Origin of the sequence: Pseudomonas hydrolytica (assembly GCF_021495345.1) — a bacterium.
Taxonomy (GTDB): domain Bacteria; phylum Pseudomonadota; class Gammaproteobacteria; order Pseudomonadales; family Pseudomonadaceae; genus Aquipseudomonas; species Aquipseudomonas hydrolytica.
The window spans coordinates 21387-43047 of sequence record NZ_CP099397.1; the positions used below are offsets into that span (position 1 = coordinate 21387).

The 21661-nt window shown below is 54.4% G+C and carries 21 protein-coding genes; 5 read left to right on the forward strand and 16 right to left on the reverse strand.

Features of this window, described 5'->3' with window-relative positions:
• Positions 1–6 precede the first annotated feature (6 nt).
• The 4 genes from L1F06_RS00065 to L1F06_RS00080 form a co-directional block, all read right to left on the reverse strand.
• Positions 7–996, reverse strand: a complete 990-nt coding sequence (locus L1F06_RS00065; protein ID WP_129484080.1) for an AAA family ATPase — start codon at positions 994–996, stop codon at positions 7–9.
• Positions 997–1128: 132 nt separating this feature from the next.
• Complete coding sequence (locus L1F06_RS00070; RefSeq protein ID WP_037052354.1) at positions 1129–2034, reverse strand: plasmid partitioning protein RepB C-terminal domain-containing protein; 906 nt, start codon at positions 2032–2034, stop codon at positions 1129–1131.
• Complete coding sequence (locus L1F06_RS00075) at positions 2034–2945, reverse strand: plasmid partitioning protein RepB C-terminal domain-containing protein (protein WP_129484078.1); 912 nt, start codon at positions 2943–2945, stop codon at positions 2034–2036. The genes L1F06_RS00070 and L1F06_RS00075 overlap by 1 nt, the downstream gene beginning before the upstream one ends.
• The gene (locus L1F06_RS00080) at positions 2945–4438 is read right to left on the reverse strand and encodes a recombinase family protein (RefSeq protein WP_252576804.1); all 1494 of its coding nucleotides are present in this window, start codon (positions 4436–4438) and stop codon (positions 2945–2947) included. Before L1F06_RS00080 ends, L1F06_RS00075 begins: the two co-directional genes overlap by 1 nt.
• 183 nt (positions 4439–4621) lie before the next feature.
• Between L1F06_RS00080 and L1F06_RS00085 the strand changes: the two genes are divergently transcribed.
• On the forward strand, positions 4622–5008 hold the full coding sequence (locus L1F06_RS00085; RefSeq protein WP_129484074.1) for a hypothetical protein: 387 nt from the start codon (positions 4622–4624) through the stop codon (positions 5006–5008).
• A gap of 113 nt (positions 5009–5121) precedes the next feature.
• Here L1F06_RS00085 and L1F06_RS00090 read toward each other — a convergent pair whose 3' ends face one another.
• The 4 genes from L1F06_RS00090 to L1F06_RS00105 form a co-directional block, all read right to left on the reverse strand.
• Entirely contained in the window at positions 5122–5502 is a 381-nt protein-coding gene (locus L1F06_RS00090) for a hypothetical protein (protein ID WP_079328509.1), read from the reverse strand.
• The gene (locus tag L1F06_RS00095; RefSeq protein WP_252576711.1) at positions 5489–6106 is read right to left on the reverse strand and encodes a hypothetical protein; all 618 of its coding nucleotides are present in this window, start codon (positions 6104–6106) and stop codon (positions 5489–5491) included. The genes L1F06_RS00090 and L1F06_RS00095 overlap by 14 nt, the downstream gene beginning before the upstream one ends.
• Positions 6107–6590: 484 nt before the next feature.
• The gene (locus tag L1F06_RS00100; RefSeq protein ID WP_129484070.1) at positions 6591–6989 is read right to left on the reverse strand and encodes a DUF6957 family protein; all 399 of its coding nucleotides are present in this window, start codon (positions 6987–6989) and stop codon (positions 6591–6593) included.
• Positions 6990–7033: 44 nt separating this feature from the next.
• On the reverse strand, positions 7034–8095 hold the full coding sequence (locus L1F06_RS00105; protein WP_129484068.1) for a hypothetical protein: 1062 nt from the start codon (positions 8093–8095) through the stop codon (positions 7034–7036).
• Positions 8096–8231: 136 nt separating this feature from the next.
• Between L1F06_RS00105 and L1F06_RS00110 the strand changes: the two genes are divergently transcribed.
• From L1F06_RS00110 to L1F06_RS00125, 4 genes are read left to right on the forward strand one after another with little or no spacing between them, the layout of a single operon-like run.
• Entirely contained in the window at positions 8232–8939 is a 708-nt protein-coding gene (locus L1F06_RS00110) for a hypothetical protein (protein WP_129484066.1), read from the forward strand.
• Complete coding sequence (locus tag L1F06_RS00115; RefSeq protein WP_129484064.1) at positions 8932–10863, forward strand: TnsB C-terminal domain-containing protein; 1932 nt, start codon at positions 8932–8934, stop codon at positions 10861–10863. The genes L1F06_RS00110 and L1F06_RS00115 overlap by 8 nt, the downstream gene beginning before the upstream one ends.
• Entirely contained in the window at positions 10856–11740 is an 885-nt protein-coding gene (locus L1F06_RS00120) for an ATP-binding protein (RefSeq protein WP_177491339.1), read from the forward strand. The genes L1F06_RS00115 and L1F06_RS00120 overlap by 8 nt, the downstream gene beginning before the upstream one ends.
• Positions 11733–13550 (forward strand): TniQ family protein, encoded by a 1818-nt coding sequence (locus tag L1F06_RS00125; protein ID WP_129484060.1) that lies wholly within the window; start codon positions 11733–11735, stop codon positions 13548–13550. Before L1F06_RS00120 ends, L1F06_RS00125 begins: the two co-directional genes overlap by 8 nt.
• An 875-nt stretch (positions 13551–14425) precedes the next feature.
• Here L1F06_RS00125 and L1F06_RS00130 read toward each other — a convergent pair.
• The 8 genes from L1F06_RS00130 to gmhB form a co-directional block, all read right to left on the reverse strand.
• Positions 14426–15358 (reverse strand): phosphatidate cytidylyltransferase, encoded by a 933-nt coding sequence (locus L1F06_RS00130; RefSeq protein ID WP_129484058.1) that lies wholly within the window; start codon positions 15356–15358, stop codon positions 14426–14428.
• Between the two features lies 1 nt (position 15359).
• The gene (locus L1F06_RS00135) at positions 15360–15983 is read right to left on the reverse strand and encodes a lysophospholipid acyltransferase family protein (RefSeq protein WP_129484056.1); all 624 of its coding nucleotides are present in this window, start codon (positions 15981–15983) and stop codon (positions 15360–15362) included.
• A gap of 9 nt (positions 15984–15992) precedes the next feature.
• The gene (locus tag L1F06_RS00140; protein WP_129484054.1) at positions 15993–16427 is read right to left on the reverse strand and encodes a hypothetical protein; all 435 of its coding nucleotides are present in this window, start codon (positions 16425–16427) and stop codon (positions 15993–15995) included.
• Positions 16417–17754, reverse strand: a complete 1338-nt coding sequence (locus tag L1F06_RS00145) for a phosphatase PAP2/dual specificity phosphatase family protein (protein WP_177491336.1) — start codon at positions 17752–17754, stop codon at positions 16417–16419. The genes L1F06_RS00140 and L1F06_RS00145 overlap by 11 nt, the downstream gene beginning before the upstream one ends.
• Complete coding sequence (locus tag L1F06_RS00150; protein ID WP_129484053.1) at positions 17754–19508, reverse strand: bifunctional alpha/beta hydrolase/class I SAM-dependent methyltransferase; 1755 nt, start codon at positions 19506–19508, stop codon at positions 17754–17756. Before L1F06_RS00150 ends, L1F06_RS00145 begins: the two co-directional genes overlap by 1 nt.
• A gap of 25 nt (positions 19509–19533) precedes the next feature.
• Positions 19534–20139 carry a CDP-alcohol phosphatidyltransferase family protein gene (locus L1F06_RS00155; RefSeq protein ID WP_096825021.1) on the reverse strand — a complete coding sequence of 202 codons (606 nt, stop codon included), beginning with the start codon at positions 20137–20139 and terminating at the stop codon, positions 19534–19536.
• A 210-nt stretch (positions 20140–20349) separates the two neighbouring features.
• Positions 20350–21117 carry a lysophospholipid acyltransferase family protein gene (locus L1F06_RS00160; protein ID WP_096825020.1) on the reverse strand — a complete coding sequence of 256 codons (768 nt, stop codon included), beginning with the start codon at positions 21115–21117 and terminating at the stop codon, positions 20350–20352.
• A gap of 13 nt (positions 21118–21130) precedes the next feature.
• On the reverse strand, positions 21131–21661 hold the full coding sequence (gene gmhB, locus L1F06_RS00165; RefSeq protein WP_129484051.1) for a D-glycero-beta-D-manno-heptose 1,7-bisphosphate 7-phosphatase: 531 nt from the start codon (positions 21659–21661) through the stop codon (positions 21131–21133).

A 21661-nucleotide genomic window follows, 5' to 3' on the forward strand; every position in this document is an offset into this window, starting at 1 on the left:
ACTGCCTTATGAGCGCTGTCTCCCGTGGAAAGCCTTGCGCTCCTCAAGGTTCTTCACCACGTCCTCTGCCGAAATACTGGCGCGATCATGGATGATCGCATCTTTGATGGTGTCGTCAGCTGCTCGCGACAGCTCTGCATAGCTGAGACCTTCAGCAACTTTACATAGACTGTCCCAGCGCTTGATGGGCTTCGCGAAATTGACGAGCCGATTCTTCAATACCGCTTTAATTTGCTCGTGATTGGGAAGCCCATACTCGATGACATCGTCGAATCGTCGGAATAGCGCATAGTCAAGAATTTCCGGGTGATTGGTTGCGGCGATGATCAGGCTATTAGACTGATCCTGCTCAATCATCTGAAGGAAGCTGTTGAGTACACGGCGGATTTCACCGACATCGTTGGCCAAACCACGTTGGGAGCCAATGGCATCAAACTCGTCAAAAAAGTAGATGCCGCGAGTGTCTCGGATTGCATCGAAAATCTGGCGCAGTTTGGCAGCAGTCTCACCCATGAACTTAGTGATCAAGCTGTCGAGCCTGACTATGTAGAGAGGGATCCCCAACTCACCGGCGAGAGCAGATGCCGTCATGGTCTTACCTGTGCCTGGTGGGCCAACCAGAAGGAGCTTTCGTCTGGGGGAAAGACCGTGAGCTCTGATTTTCTCGAAATTGCGCTGTTCGTTGATGATCCGGGCAAGCCTTTGATGTGTCCCGTCATCAAGGATCATTTCAGAGAAGCGTGTATGGGGAAGGGCAACGGATAGAAGGCTGCTGAGCTCTCCCTTTGGCTGACCAATCGGAACCGGCTGCCTATTGGCTAGTTGCTTGGAGCGAGATTTCGCAGAGTCAATGAGCGCACGCAGGTCATCCGCGAGCTTCCCATGGCCTTGTTTGGCCTCATGCGCGGCCAGCTGCATAGCGACGGCCAAGAAATGGCTGTCGTCGCCTTTGATATGCGAGCGCAGTAGTGCTTTGAGATGTTCGCCGCTGGCCATGGTTACCTACCTGTTTGTGCTGATAGTGTAACCCGCTTAGGCGATTCGGTTCCTTTTGATGCCATGCCGATCATCCAATGATTCTGTCTTTTGATCTGGATCGAGCATATCGCTGCTGTCCAGGTCGAATGACTATTCCCGCTCAAGGTGCCGTGCATCAGAGCTGACAGACTCCATGATGGAGACAAGCTCCTCCAGTAGGTCGGCATGATGACGCTGTAGATAGCCGGCGATTGCCTCGTTGCGAAGTACTCGAGCCAGATAGCCTTTGGCGACGACCAGGACAAGCATGGTCTCCCCCAGCGTATCCTCGACCTGCTTGTAGTCGTGCTGAAGGTTTTCCATCTCCCGTTCCATACGGGCAATGTCGATGCTGCTGGCTTCGTTGGTGGCTTTCTTTTTCTTTTCGACGAGCATTTCCGGCCTGGTGGCGGCCAGCACCATGCGTGCATAGCTCTGGGTGAAGCAGTTGGCCGAGATCATCATCTCGACTGTTTCAATTTGCCTCATGGGCTTCATCTTGCGCAGTACGCGGAAGACATCATGAGCGACCATCCGAACCTTGAGCATCTCCACTACTTCGGGGGCAATGCCATTCAGAAGATTTTGGCGCTCATGAATGCGGTCAACGTTGACCCCCAGTACCTGTGCTATCCGTGAGGGCTCGATACCTTTCTTGATTGCCGCCAGGATCATCTTGTGTTCTTGCACCGGGGTTATCCGGTTGATCTGGCGGTTGTAGGTGAATCCTTCGTCGTCGGTTGAAATCAGACACAGGGCTTCAGTTCCACCCAGAGTCTTGAGTGCTTCCAGACGCAAATGGCCATCGAGCAGAATGTAGGAGGGAATCCCTGAAGCCATGACGGGCTCTGGATGAACGGCAAGGGGCTCGATCACGCCCAGCTCGCGGATTGAGCTCTTGATGGTGCAGAATTTTTTGCTGCCGTGGATTTCCTTATCGAGCTTACGAGTCGGCAGAATTCGATCCAGCGGGATTGAAAGAATCTCGGACTTGAACGCCTGCTTCACCTGGCCCATCAGCTCATCTCTCCATGGATCCGATCTGCTAGCGGCTTGGGCATATCCTGGATGTCTTCAGTACGTAGCAGCGTGCAGAAATAGTCATCAGCGAGTAGCTGGCGCAAAGCGGTCACCATGATGAGCAGGCGTTGTTCATTGATGTCGGCCTTCTTGATCATGACCCGCTGGCGTCGAACCTCAGCTTGATAGGCATTGAGCAGCTTTTGCGGCGTCGTCATCCGTTCAGAATGGTGTTGCTGTCCATAACGCTTCCCCATGGCTTTGCGCCGGTCAATCAGCCGACGAATTCGAATCAGCTGATCACCTTTGAGTACCCCGGTTTCGTATGCCTCGACCATGGCCTGTTGGACTTCAGAGTCATTGGCACGAGCAATTTCGGTAGCGACTTTAATTGGTAGCCAGCCCTTCTCGACCGCAGCAATCAGGCGCTCCTCACCCTGACGTAAGAGCATGAGGATGCCATTTATGTACGCCACATCGAGGCTGGTCTTTTCTGCGATTTCTCTTGGTGAATAGCCGCGCTCTGATAGCACCTGAATGGATGACAAGAGGTCTTTGTTCGAATGCTTTCGTCGAGCCAGATTCTCGACCAGGCTGATGAGAAAGCGATCCGCTTCGTTCGCGCTGACCACTATGCAGGGGATGCTCTTTTCCCCTAAAGCCTGGAAAGCTTCGAATCGGCCCTGACCACAGATAATTTCAAATGCGGCTTCAGACCCACGCGCTGTTGGCGTCACAGTTATTGGGCGCTTCAGACCGAGAGCTGCAATGTTTTCCACAAGGCGGGCAAAAACCTGCCTGTTTCGGACGCGCGGATTCAGCACGCGAATCTGTTCCAGTGGAATTCTCTGGACAGTGGATGCTTCAGCGACATGAAGCTCAGTACGAGCATGTCCATGGCGTGGCATCAGGCGGCCCTCCGGTAAACGGAGCGACGAGATAGCTCGGCAAGAATGTCCAGGGTATTGAACCGATAAATCTCCAGGCTGGCCTGGTTGCTCTCGGCCAGTCGAACATGCGGTGAGGACATATCGACAGTGGGTAGGACGTAGTAGTCCAGCGCAGCCTCTTCACCTGGGGCCATCCGAACGGCGACCGTGATATCCGGGCAAAGCCCCAGGTCAAACCGAATCTTCCAGCGCTTTGCGCCAGTGGTTGATAGTTGGCACCGGCACAACACAAGTGAGACCAGAAGCTCCTGGTTTACCTGTATCAAGTCTGTCGCCGGGTCGACATCTACCCTGCCCCCAACGTCCGCGATTTTGGTGATGGTCTGCTCTAGCACCAGTGGATGCATCTCTCGAAGACGTCGGTTCGCTTCGATGTACTGGTAGTCACGGTCAGGGGTATAGCCGATCAGGGAATAGCAGCGCAGAAGGCTACCAAAGCGATGTTGGTAGGCGCTGCTGGAAGGACAGCCCTCAGCTTCATCTATGATCAGCCCTGATAAGTAGCCATGACGCTGGTAGATATTTTTGAGCCGCTGAAGCATTTCTTCGTCGGGCAGTCGATACGACCGCGTCTGAATAATTTCTTGGGCTGCTTGAAACAGTAGGGGGCTGACAATGGCTTGGAACGCGCCATCGGCCCGCACCCACTGGTTGGGTTGGTTGCGAATATGCTCCTGCTTTAGCTTGAACGAGGTGCGGTTCCAGACGTTGTTGCCGATGTATTTCTCGTTGATCAGTACTTGGTGGACAGTGCCACGAGACCATGGCCGGGCGCGATCAGTGAGTATGCCCCGGCCATTAAGCCAGTCAGCGATTTCGCGCTCGGTTCTGCCCTCTTCCACGAACAGCCGGTAAATCCACTGAACAGTTTCGATTTCTTCTTCAGGCCCTGGCACCAGAATCACACGGTCGGTCTGGATGCTCTTGTGTTCGCCTTGCCCCAGTTGGTTTTTCACTGAGCCTGCGGCATCAATCAGTTGTCGCCGCAGGCCAAACCCCGCAGGGCCGCCCTGCCGGAACCCAAGCTCAATCAGGCGTGACTGACCGGCGAATACCTTGACGGACAACTCGCGGCTGTACTCGCCAGCCATCATCCGTTTCACGCTTTTGATGATGTTGGATACAGGTGAGCCGTCATTGGTGAACTGCTCAGCGCAGTACTGGACAGTTACGCCAGCTTGCCGGCAGCGGACTTCATAGCTGGCACTGACATCAGGGTCTTGAAATCGCCCCCACCGGCTGACGTCGTAAACCAAGATGGTTGAGAAAGTCGCCCGCCCGCTTTCTACATCATCAAACAACTGCTTTAGCGCATCTCGGCCTTCAAGGCGTAGGCCGCTTTTGCCTGCATCGGTATAGGTCTTGATGATTTCGAGCGAATGGGCTGCGGCGTACAGGCGAATGGTGTCGAGCTGATTTTCTGTTGAGTACTGCTGATGCTCTGTCGACATGCGGACGTATGCCGCCGCTGGTGTGGGGCTAGCTAGATCTGCATTAGTCCCGGATTCAGTCTGATATTTCATCAGCAATCGCCCCCACCTCAGCCAACCTTTACCGAGGCAATTCAAAAATGGTCATTAGCGGCCAAGTCGCTTGCATACCAAAAAGAAAGGTAGAAGACAGGGGGCGGAAAAATGTTCACTAAAACGGGCAGATTTTTTCTGGAGCCGAAGCAATACGCTGCTGGCCTCGCAAAGGCGTTACGTAATGAACTGGGCGACACGCACCAGGCAACGAAGACGCTGATGCGCTGGACGAATGCAAACGAGCGGACAGTGAAAAACTGGTTAGCAGGATCCAGTGGCCCTCGGGGAGAGCACCTTGTGGCTCTGGTCAGGTATTCCGACGCTGCTTTGGCAGCGTTTCTTATGATGGCGGATCGTCAGCACGTAGTGACGACTATTGAGCTGCCGATACTCAGGCAAAGACTACAGTCGGCGCTTGAAGGGATTGATGCATACCTCGGACAAGGTGTGCCACCAAGATCTGAATCACCATCGCAGCAAGGCAACACCAGGTGAACGATAAATGCAGTGCCACTTCGGCGCTGCATTGCCCAAGGCTGTATTAACAAATTTGATGAGAATGTCTTGAGGGTAAATGGGTATGTGCCCACTGTGCACCATCACTGACGCTACTGCATGCGTTGAGGTGTCAGGTGAACACCCTGCTCGCGCAGTTTAAGAAATGTTTGAAGTGACTGCCGCCCGCCGTGTGGGTCAAAGCTGACTATTACATAGAAGCTTCCGCTGAGCGTACGTAACACCCAAAAAGCGCCATGCTTTTCCGCTTGACGAATGTCTGACGTTCTCACCCTGTGGCCATCTTGAAATCGCCCTGAAGAATCCGCTTTGATATGCCGGTGCATCACGCCAACACCGCAGCAAGAGACAATCGTGGTGTTAGTCAGATAGGCGGTTACCGGCTCACAAAATTGATAGTCAAACGCCTGGGCCAAGCGACGTTCAGCATATGTAGATAAGGTGATCACCAACTGAGTATCAGGTTTGGACATTTGAATTCACTATCTTCAGCAAATGCAGACCATGCAAATTCTCATCCCAGAGAAAACCGGCGAGCTTTGAAATACTGGTGAACCACTCTCCGCGTTGACCATCAACCAACAATACTATCCGGCGATTGCTTACAAAATCTCCATCAAAGCTCATGGAGTACTCGTCGATCCGAAGCTTTTCACCAGGCTCTATCACTGCATCCATAGCGATACCATCCGAGAATGCATTTCCAATTGTTCGGTATTCATCGACACCATCGTCTGTACTTGCGTAGGCATACAAAGATCGACTGAGGTAGGTGATTGGCTGCGAGGTTCGATTCAATAGGAAAACAGGCTGCTTGTCAGAGCAGCGGTTGAAGTACGGAATAGCCAGGTAAATTCCTGGCGCAGCCTCCTTCTCAAACTCTTCTAGATTGGCCCGAGCAAGCAGATCGGCAATCTTACTGCGCCTTTGAGCAAGGGAACTGAAGACATCTTCATCAGCGCTTGGGCGACAACCCATGAAAGACTCCAGAGCGTCGCACGCAGCTGATAATCGTGCGTAACGTGCCAGCTCATTAGAATGTTGCTCAGCCACAACTGGATGGCAGGCGTTGGCCATGCGTAGAGCTCTGTTCATGACTTCGTCGTGGATCGGGCGATGAAGCATCAGAACCTCACTTGATATTTAAACTCAATTCAAGCCTGGAAGTGGGTGAGGTCAGGTCACGACTCGCGAAACCCGCCATCGCGCGCGACTCGGCCAAATGATGGATCATCCACGGGGGCATCTTCGTCAAAGAGTCTGCTTATCCGACGCTCCTGCCGGATGTAGGCCAGCGTGGCAAAAAAGCACTGTTCGCACAGTCGAACGCGGTAGTGGTCACCATCATGGTTCGAACCATAACCCCAGCGTGCCTCTAAGGTGCCGTATTCTTGGCCGTACCCAGGGACACGGGTTGGCTCTCCGCACACCTCGCAGTGAATGTCGGCATCGGTTTGGCTTGGTGAACTCATCAACGTCATGCCCCATGCGGGATTTAGTTAGCGCACTGGATTGATTTTCTTAAAAACTTATTCGTGTTCACCAAACTGTATTTGGCAAACTAGAAAACATGAATAATGGTAGACAGTTGAGCTGACTTGCGGGTTCCTTGGCCAATTAGCAAATAAATTGTATTTTGTGTTTCAAACAAGTGTCCATCTGAAAACTTTACAAGTGGCGTGCTGCGAGCCCAGTCGCCTGGGTTGAAACGGCCAGCGCTATCAAAAATAACGCTATGGGCATAAACCATTACTGGCTGAAGTCCATCACTAATGATTTTAGTTCGGACAGCTTCGGGCATTTCAAGGTCAATCCAGATCCAGTTCCGTATTACACAAAATGGCTTATTTAGAGAAAGATTTCGAGCATAACTGATAGCTTCACTATCTAGCATGTCACGACCGAGCATTGGTACGCCTTCGCCGTGAAGCAGTTCATTAATCGCTTCGAGGATATCCATGGCTCTCTCCTGGTAAGTACTAGATTAAGGAGTAGGTGGCTTCGCTACAGAGTGCGGGGTTGTTTTATAAACGACACGTATCCATTGTCATGTGCGGAATCGACAGTTGTGACTTCATCCATAAATTCTTTGAACGAGTCTGTTGGCATATCGGTTATTAGTTCGGTAGTAAATTCATTATGCAGTACGGTGAATGTATAGGTTTTCTTGACCAGTGAGTCGTGAATTGGAGTCTTTAGTTCGTTGAGGTAATGGCCGCTCCATGCGAAAGGGTCGGCCCCGTCTTCCAGCACGCGTGACAATGCATGTCGAAGTGACGTCACCTCTCTTAAAGTGAATGTTTCGCCGTCACTGATCAGCGTTGATAGGTGGAGCCAACTGCGAAAAAGTTTTTCTTCGTTCGAAAGAAACGCGAGTTCGTGCACGAGTTCTGATGACTCTGGAAAAACAAACCACACTTTGTCGAAATAGCTACGTGCGGTCTTCGCGAGCTTGAGTAATTCAGCGGCAGCTTTGATGGCTTTGCGTGACGTGTCCCCAAGGCGGCAGAAAATGGCGGTGTTATCTTGGCCATGTCGGTCTTTTATGATGAAGAATTGACCGAGTACATCGGAGCGCTCGACGTGGATGATTTCGCCTTCCTCGATACCGAAGAATGCGGTGCCACAGTTGGTCAATGCCATCACTGTATTGCGTTCATGCTCAAAGACGAGTGACCGGGCTTTTGAGCGTTTCCCTGCATCGCTTTTGGCGATCCGATCAGCGTATTTCTCGATGATGGACTGAAGGGCCTCCAGCGTGACCTTCTTAGAAATCGCCATGCCTACCAGAGACTGAGCCTCTTCAGGTGCAAGCTCATGCAGGCGTTGAATGTACTCAACGTGAGCGTACCCACCACGGACGTCTTCTGGTGAAAGTGGGCCGACGAGACGATCTAAGAATCGCCCGGCTCGGATCATTCTCGATAACACTTTTGGCTCATAGTTGTGTTCAGCCGCAAGCTGCTGAATGAGAAGGTTGATGCTGTCCTTGCCTTCGTAGGCATCCAATGCGGGCTGCACCTGCCTGTAGATCGCATACCAGGGCCCTTTCTTCCGCTTGCTCATCCTATGTTCCTTCAGCCTGATGGGTCTGGGGTGTGGCCCCGATTGGTTCCAGCTTAGCAAATTTGTGGAACAGTTCCAGTATTGACGACAAAGAAAAGGTTGGCTATGGTGCTCAAATCTGGGAGACAGTACCAAAATGAGAGTAGCCCCAACGACGGAAAGGCAGATTGATCCTGCGAAGCGGACGCGCCGAGGGCGGCCAGCGTTCCGGATGTCCTCAGCTGGCAAAGGTGACGTGGTGCTGAAGTGCCAATCACGTCTTGAGTGGCTATTCGCGATGCTCTTTGTGCTTCACCCTGGCATCAGTGAGATCTACTTTCAGCCGCTGATCGTCAATCTGACAAGAAGCAAGGTGTACAGAAAGAAAATAAAGCTAGACCCGCGATGTAAATATTACATTCCGGACTTTTTGATCGTAGTGAATGGGAAGGAATTTATCGTCGAGGTTAAGTCTGCTGCATTGCTAGGGATGACCAACAAAGATTTTGACCAGATCCAAGAGATATTCGAAAAGAATGCAATTGGTTTTTGCAAGCTTACAGAACTGGATTTGGGAGAGGCAGAGAACAATATCCGCATTCTTTATGAATATTGTGTTCATGATGCTGACTCTGTCACGACATGGTCGAATGATCTAAAGAGTTTGCTCGAAACTCATCAGGGCATTAACCACGTTAAAGAGTTGGCTGGATTGGTGGAGCCAGTCAATTGGTATGTTTGTGCCGGTATTTTGCGTGGCGTAATAAGTTTCGATCTGCTGAGTTGGGATTTGATGGGAATGAATTTTCCGGTTGTTCAGGCCTATGGCAGCCTCAAGCATTTGGAGGTAATTAGCTTTGTCTGAAGGTTTGAAAGTCGGAATGGTTACGAAAATCAATGGCGACTTGTTCGTAATTGATGAAATACTCCTGTCAATTAATACCGTACGTTTGGTAGGCAGTGGTGGCGCAAGACTAGAAATTGACTGTGATAAATTTTATGAAAAATTCTCGTCTGGAGAGTTTGTTCTTAATAAAGAATTTGAGGTTGCAAAATATAGTGTAGATAGCGACGCAGCAAGGGAAGAGACCCAATTCAGAATGGAACTAGTTGACTTGTATAAAGATCATCTAGAGAAATGCTCGAAAAAAACTGATGTCGAGAGAGATATTTCAATATTCTGTTTTAAGCGAGGCCATAAGCCTGTTCGCCTGAGGACAGTCCGTGAATACTATAAAAAGTACGCTGATGGAAACTATGCAGCTCTCGTACCCAACTATGGTGGTAGAGGTGGCTGTGGTTGGTCTTCAAAGAAAGAGTACGTGGAATTTGTTAAACAGAAGGCAATTGAAATCTACTTCGCGGATGACAAAGTCAATAAGCGAGGGTTTTATAAACAGGTTGATGAGCTTTTAAGGCAAAAGCTTGGGGATCAAGCTCCAGAAATAATCATCAGTGAAAGCACATGCAGCCGGACTCTAGAGGGTTTACCCGTTAGGTCTGCTCTCAACGGTAGGCTTAGCAAAAAAGAGCTAAATCTTGAAGAGCGTAGAGCTATCAAGAAGTACCGCGACTGTAGAGTTTTCGCTGTTGTAGAGCTTGATGCCTGCACCATAGATGTTATGAGTGTGGATGAGCATGGAAGAAAGCATACGGAGGTTACGCTCTATCTAATGCGTGATGTTCGGACATCGTATCCAGTAGCTGTCTATGTTATGGCGGGCAAGCCAAGCGAGATGGGCCTATATAAGATTTTGGAGCAATTCTACAAGCCACGAGACGAAGCGTACTACAAGTCTCTTGGTGTGAACGGGGTAAATATAGTCTCAGCAGCGCATATCGGGGTGCTAGTTATTGATAACGCATCCGAGCACTTTGGTAAGTTGGTATGGGAAGTTATTCGCAGGCTTGGTGTGATCGTTAAAAACACGCGCCAGTATCGTGGTGATGATAAAGGCTATGTTGAGTCCGGATTTTCCATTTTGAACAAGCGGCTCTTAGGTTTTATGCCGGGAGCAAAGAAAAGTAACGATAAGCGTGTTAAAAATAGAATGGCAAAAGCTGACGAAGAGGCCTGCTATTCAGTCGAGTATATTTTTAAAGAAATCGTTGAATTTTTCTATGGTACATATATCCATGAGCTAAGACCCGACCTGGGATTCATCTACGGCAAGCCTATGACTATTGCTCAGGCCATGGAAAAAGAGCTGTCACTATTTAAGCCTCTACCTCCGCCGTCTCTTGATAAATTTAAGAAGCTGATTGTCACAATGCATTGTGAGGAGCGGAAGTACCAGCACTACGGTGTGGATTTTAAAAATTTCCAGTTCAACTCGACAGAGCTTGCCAGGTATATGGATAAATCCGGCGAGAAATCTGTACTGGTATATTTCAATCCGGCTGATTGTACGAAGATTTATGTGGCAAAGAAAAGTGATAGGGAGGGTACGCTTATTGAGGCGCAAAATAAAATGCTGGGAATCCCAGAGATATCATTTGAGGAGGCCTCATCACTTCTAGCTGAGTATTCCGGTGACCACATTATGACTGGTAAGGAATTTCAGAGAATATATGCAAGGAAGCTAATGAAGTTCACTGAAGACAGTCGGCGTAAACCCAAAGTCAAGGACGTCAATAAGTCTGTAAGAAACAATACGAAGAAGGAATTTAACCAAGAGGTCGGAAAAGCGCTATCTAAGGATGCGGTAAAACCTAAGCAGGTCACTTTTAGTGAAGCCTCACATGATGATGATATTACTCCATCTGAGTGGAGTAGTGGTCATGATTAATAGGGTAATACATCATCAGCGATTTAATGAGGCTGTAGATGTTGTTTATGACGCATATATTCGTTGTGTGGAAGACGAGCCTGTTATTCAACCTGTGTTTGGTCTGAGTGGTGTCGGGAAAACATTTTCGATCAGGCTTCTAACAGAGAAAATCAGAGCAGGTGGAGAGCATGAAGTACTGGTGGTCGAATTCCCCCCAATTCGTAGCTACCGAGCCGTTATTGATGAGTGTCTGATGGTTTTTAAGCTGTCTCCACGGGCATATAAAAATGAAGCGATTGCCCTGGAGGGGCTGAGAAAGCAAGTTCAATCCAGAGGCGTCAAGCTCATCATATTTGATGAGGCTCAAAATCTTCTTGAACGCAAAATAGGCATAGACCCTAAGGCCATGGGAGATACAATAAAGCATATAAGTAATAAATGTGGTGTAAGTATCGCTGTATATGGTCTTCCCGATGCGGAGCGACTATTCAAAGGGGATGATCAACTTGCGCGAAGGTCGTTGGCTCCCTTTTATTTTTATCCATATGAATGGGTTGGGGCTGAGTTCAAGTACTTTCGAAATGCATTAGGTGCATCAATCCAGTATTTGCATTCGTTGGATATAGAAACCTTCAAGATTAATGATCTTGATTTTGCTAAGCGTATGTATGTCGCAAGCTCTGGTCGCATAGCTTTTAGCGAAAAGCTAATTAAAGAGGTCGTTCGAATGAAAGTTAAGTCGGCTTTTCTTGAGGAATTTGAAACGGCTTACAAAAGAGCATCATACTCTTTGCTTCTTGGTTCTAATCCATTTGCACCTGACGCTAAGATATCTGATCAAGACATGGCAATGTCGTACACCTCAGCAATGGATCAGGCGCGTGCTCATGTCTAGTCTGTATCCTCACTTTGTTAAGCCATACAATGATGAATCGTTTGATGGGTATCTTTGTCGTGCAGCGGCGGATCTAGGTTATTCGTCTCCTAGCTGGCTGCTTACTGAGATTGGTATCAAGGATTCTCGTAATTGTTCGGATGAGGATATTTCTGGTTTTGCTCAGCATTATGGGCTAGATCAAACGCAGTTGTTGCGTATGTACCATTATGGATCCGTTACGGGAGCAAGATGGCGAGGTAATTTTTTTCGTTCCAAAGAGCATTATGTCTGCCCACAGTGTATGAAAGATGCTGTGTATTTGAGGCAGTCATGGTGTCACGTCCTTTGCACCGCTTGCAGTTCCCACGGTGTGCAGTTGGTGCCGCTAAATAATTACGGTGCTGACCTCGGTCTTGGCACAAATTTAAGTTTATTTATGTTTTTTGAGTCAAGCCTAGGTGAATCTCCAGTAAGCAGCATGGCTGCTTCAGTTGGTCAAATTGAATTGGCCAAAATGCTAGCTGATGCCAATAAAGCTGCTGAAGTATTTTCATTAATCACCGTTGATGGAAAGCTTCCTGAGGATTTCTCTAATTTCTTGATGCTGCTATCTGAGCTCAAGTCAGGGCGTACTTATAATAAGAATAAAAATATTGGGTTTGATCAGGCGATACAGGTTGCATCCGATATAGCTGAGCTTCTATTAGATTTCGAGAATGCTTTTGATAAAAATGTTATAGGTCGTATTAGTTCGGCTAATGCAAGGGTGTCCGGTGGTTTTATTCCTGCTTTGGGCGGATGGTATAAAAGGCTTCATAGAGATTTTACTTCAGCTCCCTATGACCAGCTCCGGGATAGGGTCTCTCGTAAATTAGTTGCTCATGCAGAGGCACCGTTAAACCGGAAATTGAAACGAATTGGCTCGGCGTTACTGGAAGAGAAGAAGTCACTTACAGGATCTGAAGCGGCCAGAATGCTTAACTCTTCTCTCGACAAGATTGTAGCGATGGTTAAATCAGGCGATCTTAAAGGGCGTATTGTTGAAACCTCCGCTAATGAATTCTGTATGGTTTCAAGGGTTGAGGTTGACCGGTTGCGACAAGAGTCAGAGAAATTTCTTGACGGTAACCAAGTAATGGATCTTTTGGGTATTCCTAAACGTCTGAAGGATCGACTTGTTGAGTGTGAGATTCTGGTTCCAGTTAGCAATGAATCTCGGAGTAAGTTTTCTCGTGGAAAATTTAAAAGAGAGACAGTGTTGCAGTTGATTGAAAATCTCGAAAGTTATTACCAGCCTAAGAAATTTTTATCGGGCTCAACCATGTGCTCGATTAGTCGTAGAAGGTTAAATAAAAGTATCTCGGAAGATATCTATACTGCGATATTTTCCGGAGAAATTCAGTGCGTTCACATTGATCAGTCCAAGCAAGGGATGGATCGTTATATTTTTGATGACGCGGACATTGATTTAATTGTTGATCGCTCAGGCAGAAAAGTTGAAATGTCTGTGGCGGATATGCTCGATTTATTTGGCTACAAGCATGCAGAAGTCAAAGGGTGGATCAATGGTGGCCTGTTGAAGGCGCGTTCTGAGTCACATGGTGAGCACGCTAGGTACTACATATCTCTTCCTGAGTTTAACGAATTCAAGAGTCGCCATATCGTTCTGTCAAAAGCTGCACGCGATATGGGAAAACTGCCTGCACATTTGGCTAATTCACTTAGGGCTCGCGGGTTGCTGACTGAGACTGAGCTTCCAGAAGGGGATGGAAGACGAGGTTTTCTCATCGACGTGCAAAAGCTTCTACTCTACGCTTTGGCGCACTAAAGTGAAGCGCAAGCTAGTTAGTACCAGTCTATCAGTCCAGTCTCGTTACGAGCGGTTACGTAGCTATGATTTGGATTGCACTGTAACGGGCTATCTTCTCGATGTTGAAATCTGTGTTTGCCATGTTGTTGGGAAGGTATATGACTCGCGCCATACTGGCGATGGTTGCCAAATTTTCCCGGCTCAGATCGTTGGTATTCACAAATATCAACGAGGTCTATGGTGCATTGAAACTGATAGTGATTACTACGCTGTTGTTAGCTTTAAACCCAAAGGCCGTGTATCACTAGATTTTTATCTCTCTCTCATTGAATCGGTAAGGCTTTTACCGTCCTCCAATAAGTGCCACTGAGCACCATATTGCTCCAGCAGTTGTCGTGTTGAAATCTGAATTGCATTGACATTTTGTCAATAGTCCATTAACTTCATCTAACCACTTTATGCCAGTTATCAGGCAGGCGCCTCTGTAGGTAATGTGTCGATTAACTTTGACGAAACATAGGTTTTTGCCGTTTTACTTTGATTAAGCATGCCGCTTAACTTTGAAGTGACAACGATAGAATCAAGGCTTGCGGGTTGGGGAATGTCGGTTATCTTTGACGACCTCCATTCGCTCGCCGTACAAAAGCGAACCCCGGCCTTGTGCTGGGGTTCTTTTTTTTTGCCCTATGGCAAAAGGCTTACAAACCGAGGCGCAAAGGGCTTCTGCCCTCGTCTGCGAAGCTTGGTTACTCTAAGCACACGTACCGGGAAATGGATATCCCGAGTCAAGGAAGACAGACCGCGCCAGGAAGGCAAACGACAGGATGTCGGAAGGTCATGAAAAAACCCGCCTCGGCGGGTTTTTTGTTGCCTGCGAAAACGGCGGGCCCTCCCTAGGCCCACCAGTAACGCACCATATGGAAGAACACCGGTGCGGCGAAACATACGGAGTCCAGGCGGTCGAGCATGCCGCCATGGCCTTCGATCATATGGCCCCAGTCCTTCACCCCGCGGTCGCGCTTGATCGCCGACATCACCAGGCCACCGGCGAAGCCGAGCAGGCATACCAGCAGGGCGAAGAGCGCTGCCTGCCAGAAGGCGAAGGGAGTAATCCAGCACAGCAGGCCGCCAATCAGCGTGGCCAGGGCGACGCCGCCGACGAAGCCTTCCACGGTCTTCGAGGGCGACAGGCTGGGGGCGATCTTGTGCTTGCCGAACAGCTTGCCGCACACGTACTGCAGCACGTCGGAGAGCTGCACGACGATGATCAGCCAGGCGATCAGCAGCAGGTTGCGCCCCTCGTAGCCGGGAATGTCCAGGGTCAGCAGGGCCGGTACCGAGGAGATGCAGTACACGGCGATCATCAAGCCCCACTGCACCTTGGCCGCACGCTCGAGGTAGCGGGTGGTGTCGCCGCCCAGCGAAGCCAGGATCGGCAGCAGCAGGAACAGATAGACCGGGATGAAGATGGCGAACAGGCCGTACCAGCCGAAGGCGATCAGCAGGTACTGCATCGGCAGGGCGAAGTAGAAGGCCGCCACCAGCGCCGGGTAATCGCTGCGCCGGGTCGGCGTCAGCGTCATGAACTCACGCAGGGCATAGAAGGAGACGAAGTAGAACAGCAGGATCACGCCGTTGTTGCCAAACAGGAAAGCGATGCCGATCACCAGCACCATCACCCACCAGGCATTGATCCGCGCGTTGAGGTTGTCGACCACCGGGTTGGGTTGATCGCCACTGCGCCGCTTGAGGACGAAGCCGACCAGGCTGGCCAGCAACAACAGGGCACCGATACCGGCGAACAGCAGCAAAGTGTTGTTATCCATCTCAGGCCTCCTCGGGTGCCAGTGCCAGCAGGGCGTTACGAGCGCGTTCCAGGAAGGCCTCCTTGCCCTCCCCCTCGATGGGCTCCAGTGCCGCGCCGAAGCTCAGGGTGCACAGCAGCGGCAGTGGCAGCGCTCTGCCCTTGGGCATGACCCGGTTGAGGTTGGCGATCCACACCGGCACCAGTTCCACGTCCGGGCGCGCCTGAGCCAGGTGATAAAGGCCGCTCTTGAAGGGCAGCAACGGCTCGTCGCCAAGATTGCGCGTGCCCTCGGGGAAGATGATCAGTGAGTCGCCGCCATCCAGCGCGTCGAGCATCGCCTGTAGCGGGTTGACGCCTGCCTCCTTGCGTTCGCGGTCGACCAGCACGCCGTTGAACACGTTATTGATCAGGAAGCTGCGCACGCCCGGCTTCTGCCAGTAGTCGGCGCCGGCCACCGGCCGGGTGCGTTTGCGCAGCTCCGGCGGCAGCGAGGCCCAGAGCAGGACGAAGTCGCCGTGGCTGCTGTGGTTGGCGTAGTACAGGCGCTGGGTCGCCTGCGCGGTACTGCCGAGCCAAAGGGCTCGTGCGCCGGTCAGCAGGCGAGCTGCCGAGGTGATGGCGAAAGCGGTCAATGCGGCGAGCATGGCGACTCCTTAAGCGAGAACGATGAAGAACCCGAGTACGACGATGACGATCTGTAGCAACAGGCATAGGGCCTGTTTGCGCAGCAGGTCGAGTGCGCCCTGAGATCGAAGGCTCCAGCTGCGGCCAGTCTGTTGCGCATTTTGCAGGCCAAGATTCTGTAGGGCCTGATCCAGCGCATGAGTCTGGCTGTCGAGCTGTTCGCCGGCTTCAGCCAGGCGTTGGAACAGCTTGGCGTCTAGCGCGACGCGCAACGCCCAGTACTTTTCGGCCAGGCCGGCGATCAGCAGCGCGGCGCAGAGCAGCGCCAGGATCAGGCTGGGCGGTGCTCCCAGCCAAGGCGCCAGGCCGAAGAGCACGGCGACCAGGCTTAGCGCGCTGGAGCAATGATCGAGGCTACGGCCACGTCGCAACAGTGCCGCGACCAGCAGCAGATCAGCCTGCATGAGCGACCTCCAACCCCGGTTGTGCATCGGCCATGGATTGCAGCGCGGCCAGATGCTGCGGGCCGAGCACGACCTGTGGCCGCGCCTGGCGGATCAGCGCCACGGCCGCATCCACGTCCTGGCAGCGGCCGCTATGCAGCAGCCAGGCCGCCACGGCGGTGGCACTGCGCGAGTAGCCCAGTGCACAGCACACCAGCACTGGGCCCTTGTGGCGCAGGTTTTCTATGGCCTCGGCGGCGCGTTGGCAGGTCAGCGCATCAGGCGCCACCAGATCCAGTGATGGCAGACTGCAGTAGGCGCTCGGTGTGCGCAGCAGCGGCAGTTCGGCGCACAGGTCGACCACGGCGGCGTAGCCATCGAGATCACCCGTGCCCGGCAGGCGGCCGAGGTAAATGCCCTCTGCCACCTGGCTGGGCGCCGGCTGGCGAAACGTCCACAACCGCGAATTGATCCAGGCGCCGAGCAGATAGGGTGCGAGCAACACCGTCGCGGCCGGGCTGAGGCGCCCGTCGGCCTGCTTCTGGAAACCGCCAGCGCCGAACAGCAGGTAGTTGAGCGCGACCATGGCCAGGGCAACGGCCAGCCAGAACAGCCATAGCCAGGCACCGCCCAGCTTGACGGCCAGCACGGCGCACAGCGTTGCGCCAAGCCCATAGCGCAGCGCCAGGCGCCAACGCCGTGGATCGCTGGTGAGGCGCATCTGCGTAAGCGGCGTAGCGCCCTGCAGCGGCAGCAGCCACAGGCAGAAGAAGCCCGCCAGCGCCCCGGTTGGCAGGTCGATGAAGTGATGCTGCCAGGTGGTCAGCACGGAGATGCCGATCAGCGCCATCCACCCGTGCAGCAGGCCACGCCAGAACGGGCCGCGGGTGTGATTGGCGAACATCGCCCAGATGATCACCAGCAGGGTGATATGCAGCGACGGCGCCTGGTTGAAGGGTTTGTCGAAGCCCATCAGCACGTCGAACATCAGGCCGAAGGTGCCGTCCAGCGGCGGCCGCTCGAAGGTGAAGCGCAGCGGCCAGAGCAGGAAGCAGGCGACGCAGATCACCTGCGCGGCGAGCAGGCGCAGGGCGTGGCGATCCATCTCGCGGCGGCAGGCCGGCAACAGGAAGGACAGGCCATAGAGCAGGTCGATCGACCAGTACGGCACGATGGTCCAGGGCCACAGCGGGATCTGTGGTTCCCAGGCGAAGACCAGGCTGCCGACATCATCGCGCTGCCCGGTCAGCCAGTTGGCGAAGCCGTAGCTGGCGAAGAACAGCGGGCCGAGCAACAGCAGCCAGAGTACGCCGCGCTTCCACAATCCCTGTTCGCGCGTGTTGTCCATCATTTCACCCGTTGTGCCAGGGCTACGCTGAAGATGCCCCACTGGTCGATGCGCTGCGCCACCTTGCGAAAGCCCGCCGCTTCCACCAGCTGATCCATCTCCGCCTGGCTGCGCCGGCGCATGACCCAGGCCTGGCCGCCGCGGTGGCTGGTCAGGGCGCGGGCGATCAGCTCCAGCTGCGGGTGCCAGGGCTGGCCGGTGTAGACCAGGTAACCACCCTCCTCGACCGCCGCCGCCAGCCCGGCCAGCGAGTCGCCGACCATCTGGTTGCTGCCGAACAGCTCGTACAGGCCGGAGACCACTGCCAGGGTCGGTTTCGGCTCCAGCGCGGCGAGATCGTCACGGTCGAAGGCATCGCCTTTGACGAAGCGGGCGATGTCGTCCAGGCCCTTGTGCTGGATCAGGGCATTGCCGTCGCGCACGTTGATGTCGCTGTAGTCGCGCAACAGAATCGAGTCTGGCCGCTGCGTCTGGCCTTCCAGCGATTCGAGGATGTAGCGGCCGTGGCCGGCGGCGATATCGACGATGCGCACCGCCCTGCCCGTCTCACGCAGCCTGGTCATGGCCAGGCGCAGCAGCTCCTCGGCGTGCAGCTTGCGCTGGCGGATGCCGCGCCAGCCGATGGAATCCAGGTAGTTCGCATCGATCAGGCGGCCCAGCGCGCCCTTGCCGGTGGGTTGGTTGCGGTAGACGTAATCGAGGGTGCTGCCGGAATCGAAGCCGGTGTCGAAGCCCAGCTTCACCCCGGCCGACAGCGTGCTGCCCAGGCGCATGCCGGCTCGGGTGGCACGCCAGTAGAGGTCGCGCAGCGAATTTTTCGGCAGCGGTGCGGCTAGTTCCTCGGCCTCGGCGCAGGTGGCGCCCAGGCGGTCGGCATCGAGCAGCGAGGGGCGCGTCACCGGCTCCTCGAAGTTGCGCAGGATGAAGCGCCGCGCGCGGCTCAGGGCATGGGCGCGGTCGCGCTCGCCAAGGGTGTCGTGGAAGAAGCCGGGCAGCAGGTGCTTTTCCTTGCGCAGGCTGCCGAGACGCTCGAAGAAGTCCTCCTGCGGTTTGCGGTGGACGACGAAGTCGGCGCCGGAGATCAGCAGCTGGGTCGGCACCTGGATCGCCTGGGCGTCGGCGACGACGCGCTCGGCCGCCTCGTACAGGCCGAGCAGCATGGTCACCGAGATTGGCCGGGCGATCAGCGAGTCGTTCTCGAAGGAGGCGATGCGCTCGGGATCGTGGCTAAGGAAGCGCGCCTTCACGTAGCTGTTGACGAAGAAGTTGCCGCGCCAGGCGTGCAGCAGCTTCAGGCCGGGCCGGGCGAAGGGCACGTAGAGCTTGACCTTGAAGGCCGGCGAGGCGAGCACCAGGCAGCGCACCTTCGGCGCGTAGTCATGGGCCCAGGTGGAGACGATCACCGCGCCGACGCTTTGCGCCACCACCGCCAGGTCCTCTTCGGCGATGCCGTGTGCGCTGCCGATATGCTCGATAAAGGTCTGCACGTCGCGCACGCTGGTGGCGAAGCTCGGGCTGTCGCCGCGCGCACCGGGCGACAGGCCATGGCCGCGGGCGTCCCAGGCGAAGAAATCGCAGTGCGGCAGCTCCAGTTCGTCCACCAGGTGAGCCATGCGCCCGCCGTGCTCGTGGCCACGATGAAACAGCACCACGGCCTGACGTGAGCCGTCCGCCGGCACGGTTGCCGGCCAATGGCGATAGCTCAGTTCGACGCCGTCATGGGTGGTGAAGGTATGCAGTTGTACGGGGCGCATGGAATCTCCTTATTCCTGGAATGGGTCAGGCCGCTTCGGCCAACCCCTGGCGAACGCGGTTGTAGAGCGTGTAGAGCAGCAAGACCAGGATCAGGGCCAGCAGCAGGTTGATCCACAAGGCAGGCAGCAGGCCCGTGGCGACGCCGGCGCCGAGCACGCCGAAGCAGAAGGCGCGGTCGCTCTTGCCCATGGGCCCGTCATAGCGGCGGGAGGCGCCGATCATGGGGCCGAGCACGCCGGCGTACTCGCTGATCACCGCCAGCAGCACCACGGTCACCACCAGTAGCGGCGAGACGCCGGGCAGCAGGGCGAAAGGCAGATACAGCGCGCTGTCGGCAACTACGTCGCACAGCTCGTTGAGGTAGGCGCCGAGCTTCGACTGCTGGCCAAACTCGCGCGCGAGCATGCCATCGACGGCATTGAGCGCCATGCGCAGCAGCATCCACAGGGGAATCAGGGCGAACAGCCAGGTGATGTGGCTGAAGGCTGCGAGCAGAACGCCGAGCAGCACGGAGACGAGGGCGGCGGCCAGGGTCACCTGGTTGGCGGTGACGCCGCGCGCGTAAAGGCGTTCGACGCCGGGGCGCAGCAGGTTCTGGAAGGCGGGTTTGAGCTGGTAGATCGAAGGCATGGCAGCGAATTCCCTTTCTTGATCGAATCTTCAGCCATTGCGGCGCACGCGACTGTGCGTCTGTCGAGGCTTGTGCGATACCACCTGCGTCCGTGCAACTTATACCCAGTCGGGGGATTTTCCTAGCGTCGTCGATTAGCCAGGAAAATCAGTCGACTAGGTTGGGTGATAGCAATTTGATTGTATTTTCTGCACAGCTTATCCACAGGCTCAGACCGGCTCGCCCAGACGGCTGAGCTGCGGCTCCTCGCCACGCAGTTCGGTCTGCTGTCGGCACACCCACTGGAAGGCGCGCTCGTTGAGTTCGGCGATGGCGCGCGGGCCTTCGCCCTCGGCGTACATCGGCTGGCCGATGATCACCTGGATGGTACCCGGGCGTTTGCCCCAGCCTGCCTTGGGCCAGAACTCACCGGCATTGTGCGCGATGGGCAGTACCGGCAGGCCGGCATTCACCGCCAGGGACGTACCGCCGCGGGAGAACTTGCCGATCTGCCCCGGTGGAATGCGCGTGCCTTCGGGGAACACCAGCACCCAGGCGCCCTGTTTGAGGCGCTCGTCGCCCTGCTTGGCCAGTTGCTTGAGCGCCGCCTTGGGGTTGCTGCGGTCGATGGCGATGGGCTTGAGCAGCGCCATGCCCCAGCCGAAGAACGGCACGCGCAGCAGTTCGCGTTTGACCACCTGGCTGAGGGGTTCGAAGTAGGAGGAAAGAAAGAAGGTTTCCCAGGTGCTCTGGTGGTTGGCGAGGATCACGCAGGGACGTTCGGGGATGTTCTCCAGGCCGCGCACTTCGTAGCGGATGCCGACGATCACCCTCGCCAGCCATACGGCGCAGCTGCACCAGGCCTGAACGACGAAACGGTAGCGTTGGCGGAACGGCAAGAAGGGTGCGACCACCAGGCTGATCAGGCACCAGAAGAACGAACTGGACGACAGCAGCAGGTAGAAAAGCGTGATTCTGAGAGCCTGCAATATCGCCATGAAGCCATGCACCTTATGAGAGCAGTTGATCGGCGACCGCCGCCAGATCATCGAATACCAGAGTTCCCGGCGGTAACGGCTTGGCCAGGGTACGTTCGCCCTTGCCAGTCTTTACCAGAACGGGCTGACAATCGACGGCCAGTGCGGCCTGCAGGTCACCGCTGCTGTCGCCGACGAACCAGATTCCTGCCAGATCCGTGCCGTAGTGCGCGGCAATCTGCCGGAGCATGCCCGCCTTGGGCTTGCGGCACTCGCAGCCATCGTCCGGCCCGTGGGGGCAGTAGACGATCAGCCCGACTTCGCCGCCCTGCTCGCCCACCAGTTCGCGCAGGCGCGCGTGCATCGACTCCAGGGTCGCCAGGTCGTAATAGCCACGGGCGATGCCGGACTGGTTGGTGGCCACGGCCACCGTCCAGCCCGCTTGCGACAGGCGCGCGATGGCGGTGATCGACGAGGGAATCGGAATCCACTCGTCGAGCGTCTTGATATAGGCGTCGGAGTCTTCGTTGATGACACCGTCGCGGTCGAGGATCAGCAATTTCAT